This window comes from Coleofasciculus sp. LEGE 07092 (assembly GCF_015207375.1).
GTDB lineage: Bacteria > Cyanobacteriota > Cyanobacteriia > Cyanobacteriales > Coleofasciculaceae > LEGE-07092.
Map to the genome: position 1 here is coordinate 1 of NZ_JADEWY010000231.1, position 4,284 is coordinate 4,284.

3 protein-coding genes and 1 rRNA gene are annotated in these 4,284 nt (G+C 43.8%); all 4 read right to left on the reverse strand.

The window, feature by feature from the left end; genetic code table 11:
• Nucleotides 1-262 precede the first annotated feature (262 nt).
• Nucleotides 263-1,933, reverse strand: a complete 1,671-nt coding sequence (locus tag IQ257_RS28845) for an ABC transporter substrate-binding protein (RefSeq protein WP_322744501.1) — start codon at nucleotides 1,931-1,933, stop codon at nucleotides 263-265.
• Nucleotides 1,934-2,119: 186 nt separating this feature from the next.
• Nucleotides 2,120-3,010 (reverse strand): DUF2382 domain-containing protein, encoded by an 891-nt coding sequence (locus IQ257_RS30515; protein ID WP_228061138.1) that lies wholly within the window; start codon nucleotides 3,008-3,010, stop codon nucleotides 2,120-2,122.
• Between the two features lie 131 nt (nucleotides 3,011-3,141).
• Nucleotides 3,142-3,987: a DUF2382 domain-containing protein gene (locus IQ257_RS28855; protein ID WP_193882349.1), complete on the reverse strand. Its 846-nt coding sequence runs from the start codon at nucleotides 3,985-3,987 to the stop codon at nucleotides 3,142-3,144.
• A 175-nt stretch (nucleotides 3,988-4,162) separates the two neighbouring features.
• Nucleotides 4,163-4,280: ribosomal RNA gene (gene rrf, locus IQ257_RS28860) — 5S ribosomal RNA — on the reverse strand.
• Nucleotides 4,281-4,284 lie beyond the last annotated feature (4 nt).

A 4,284-nucleotide genomic window follows, 5' to 3' on the forward strand; every position in this document is an offset into this window, starting at 1 on the left:
AATTTGTGCGATCGCACGGAGTTTTTTCTCTGCAAATTGTGGCAGGAATCTCAAGCCTCTGTTTCTGCCACCCAGGATTAAGTTAGGGCGCACTGCGGTGCGCCTTTTTCTGATGTTAACTATTTACGCTTTAGAGCTGCTCCCTTGTCAATTGACTAACAATATTCTTGTTTATTTTTGAATCTTGCTATTAACATCAGCAAGCGTGCTTATTGGCAGTTTCTTTTGAAGATAGACTACCCAATCAGAGTCTAGGGACTTGTTATAACTTGCTTACCATATCAAATGTCTCTGAACCCAAGGGACTGGGTGTCCAATTTTTAACAGTCTGTCGTTTTGCTAATAACGGCTGAGAGTGAACGATGGGCAAACGTACCGCTTCGTTATACAAAATCTCATCGACTTGTGCATAAATTTTAGTCCGCTCCGCCTTATCATTGGTTGCCCGTCCCTGTTCTAAAAGCTTGAGAATGTCTTCATTTTTCCAGCCGCCCAAATCCTCGGTTGCACCAGAACCGAAGTGAGCGTAGTAAAAATTATCAGGATCACCATAATCTCCCGTCCAACCCAACATAAAGGCTTGAAAACCTGGGGATTTTCTGCGATCCTCTAAGTAAGCTGCCCAATCTTTGGTTTGCAGGTTAACGCGAATACCAATTGCACTCAGTTCGGCGGCGATCGCTTCCGCAATGGGTTTGGGGGTAGGAAAATAAGGACGGCTAACGGGCATATACCACAAATCTAGGTCAAAACCATTGGGGTATCCAGCCTCAGTCAGCAGTTGCTTTGCCTGTTCGGGATTGTAAGGATAGTCTGAAACCTGTTCTGACTGATACTCTTGCAGAGAAGGTGGCGTGAAGTGACTGTCATAATTACCCAACTCACCCCAGAAGGCTTTAACGATTTCCTCTTTATTAATGGCTTGCGCGATCGCTTGACGTACCTCTACCTTGGAAAGTGGCTCATAACTAGGATTGAGTGCCAGGTAGCCAACATTCAAAGAGGGACGGGAAATGGCTTCTAAGTTGCTATCGCTGTTAATTTCTGGAAATTGATCGGGAGCCAAATCCACGGTAAAATCAATCGTACCCGCGCGTAGTTGCGCTAACCGTGCTGCCGGATCGGTAATAAAACGCATTACCAACTGGTCGGATTTGGGTAAGTCAGGTTTCCAATAGTTGGGGTTTTTTTCCAGTACAATGCGATCGCCTGTACGCCATTCTTTGAAAACAAAGGGACCTGTTCCCACTGCTAGAGAAGCTGGGGTTCCATATTGAGCACCTGCTTTCTTAATGGCATCCGGACTCGCTATGCCAAAGTAACCTGAAGATATTGCCTCTGAAAACCCCGCAAACGGCTGCTGAAGGATAAACTTAATCGTATAGTCATCCTCTACCACGATATCTTGCAGGATAGAGTCGGAACTTCCCTTATACCCCCCAAACAAATTACCCCAAATCTCGTAAATTTTACCCGCATCTCGATAACCAAACTCGCTTTTGGGGTTCCACCAGCGTTCTACGTTAAACCTCACCGCTTCGGCATTAAAATCAGTGCCATCGTGAAACTTAACTTGCTCTCGCAGCTTAAACGTCCAAGTCTTACTGTCTTCAGATACTGCCGAATCAGTCGCTAACCCTGGTTCTAATTCCGTGGTTCCTGATTTGGTTTCCAGCAGCCGATTGTAAATTTGATGCTGTACTACGATAGAGTTACCATCGGTAATATTCCCAGGTTCTAGGTTCACTGGTTGTCCACCGGAACCGAAAACAAGCGTGCTAACTGGAGTTACGGAACTGGTGCTGGTTTGGTTAGAAGGACTATCGCAATTTGAAAGAGCGATCGCAAACGCAAACGCCACAATAGCCAGAATAATCGACTGAAGGAGCGATCGGTGTTTCAGTGTGATCGCGCTTTGCTCAAATGAGGACACGGCAAGATTTCTCACTATCTGTCCAATCAATACCTTACCGCGTCAAGCCACCAAGTTATACAAAATCTACCAGTAACGGCAATAGGCAATAATAACAGCTCAATTTTAACCTAATACGGATGACAGGATAAATAAAGCAAAGTCACTCTATCCTGTAAATAGAGCTTAACAAAGAAGAGCTTAGTGTTAGTGTTGGGAACAGCGGTCAAACATCTTTTGGTAGGTTTCTTGAAGTCCTTGACTGTCAACAACAACTTCTACTCTAATTTTAGAACAACCATGATGTTTTTGAAGGGCGATCGCATCTAAAAGATGGCTGAGGGCTCTTGGAGAAACAAATTCACCCTTAACCGTATAACCGATATCAGCACTGGAAACTGAGCAATGTTCAACCCCCTGAACTTCTCCTTTTCCTAAATCAATTTCTGCGAGTTGTTTGGTTTCAGTCCCAACTTGTTCGATAATTAATTTCTCTCGTCGAACTGGCACTTCTACTATCCGGGTATCGATTTCTTTACGAACTACAACTTCGCCAACTTTCTGTTTACTGCGGCTTACGACTAGTCGCTCTTCGAGCAAGCGAATAATTTCTTCCTCCATTTCCTCTGAAGCTTCCTCCAATTCTTCTTGTTCTTCGGTTCCTATCAGTTCAGTGGCTTCTGTATGAGCGTTATTACGCTCCCCTGTCTCAGAAGAATTGATAGCATCTGTATTCGTTATTGACGGCTTGGATAAATAATCGTTAACTTCGGTTACTCTGGCATGATCAAGCTGGTATTCCGGCAGGTTTTTCAGTTCCTCTTGCGGGAAATCTACCACAAGCAAACGGTTCAATGTATCCACTTTTTGAATATATTTACTGCTTAACTCAAACCGAGAGGAGCTAGCTTGAACTTCTGATTGAGAGATGAGCATATTCAGGTGGCTATTCTTATCGACGGAAAAATCCTCAATCCTCCCCAGAACTTGACCGTGTAGGTTTACTACTGTAAAAGATACTAGCTTCTGTCTGAGCTTTTGTAATAACTCATAAACTCGCACTTTTCGATTTGTTAACTTACTTTTATTTACAGACATTTCTTCACCCCTAGTTCTCGATATAAACAAAATGTTTTAAAAGAGCAGGCAGAGCCTATTTTTGGCTTTACCTGCATCTGTTTTATACCGTTGACTCAGCAAAAATATGTATCAATGCTGGCATTAATATCCTATTTCTCTTTACGGATAACTGGATTGCCTTCAACATCAACATCTAACTCTTCGCGGCGCACTTTTTCCTGTGCTTCTACGGTGTCGCGCTCGACTTCCTTCCGGACACCAACTTCTTCGCGGACAAAGGCTTTCTTCTGAATATCAGCAGATTCTTCGTAGACTTCCATATGAGCTACTTCACCTTCCTTAAAATCTACGGATCCAGGTTGAACTTCTTGAGTCCCGCTAGCATTTCGCCGCTCAATGATTACCCGTTCTTTCTCTACTGGAACAGAAACTTGCGCAGTATTTGATTCAACTCGCTTGCCAACAGCAACTTCACCAGCTTTGTATCGATCTTTGTTGGCAATCAGTTTCTCTTCGTACAGCTTGAGAGTTTTGTGATTCCCTTCCGTCACGTTGTAGAGAGCTGGTTCATGATCATAGCGATAGTTGCTGCTATTGTAACGGGTGGTATCGGCAACTTGTCCACCACTTTGAGCCACGGTGGGGCGGTAAATATTTCTGACCTGTTCTTCGTAATCGTAGCCAATGGTCATGTTGTCGTGGTATTCAGGCAAGCTTTCTGCTTGTGCTTTGGTCATACCTGCAACATAAACGCGATGGTTATCGTAATCCATTCTTGCCTGACCTACAGGCAGCAAGGCTTTCTTCCCAAATACCCAAAAACCGGTGTCAATTACAAGGTAACGGAAACGACCCGTTTCATCAAGAAGCGCATCGTGAACTGAACCAATTTTTTCATTTCTGTCGCTGTAGACATCGTAGCCTTTAATATCGTCACCGCCAAATATTTCTTCTCGGTAGTTGGGGTAAAAGTCTGCAAGTTTTACAAGAGCCATGCAATTTCCTCCTAAGATATTTTTAAGTACAAGTATTTGCACTTATACTTATGTTGTCTTCCCTTACATCCTAGGCAAATAAAGAGTTTCATATCATCTGACCAATGGTATAGATTATTTTTATAAGCAAAAAGCCCCCTCAAGTTATAGAGGAGACTTTTGTGCCTGATGATTATCCTGGCACTGAGCTATTTTGGCAGGAGGCAACCCTCCAACTATCTTCGCCGCTGCCGCGTTTCACAACCGAGTTCGGGATGGATTCGGAGTGGTGCCACGGCGCTAACAACACCAGGAAAG

Bases quoted from the DNA above. Each gene is read 5' to 3' on its own strand.
- IQ257_RS30515 (WP_228061138.1), bottom strand. From the start codon at position 3,010: ATGTCTGTAAATAAAAGTAAGTTAACAAATCGAAAAGTGCGAGTTTAT.
- IQ257_RS28855 (WP_193882349.1), bottom strand. From the start codon at position 3,987: ATGGCTCTTGTAAAACTTGCAGACTTTTACCCCAACTACCGAGAAGAA.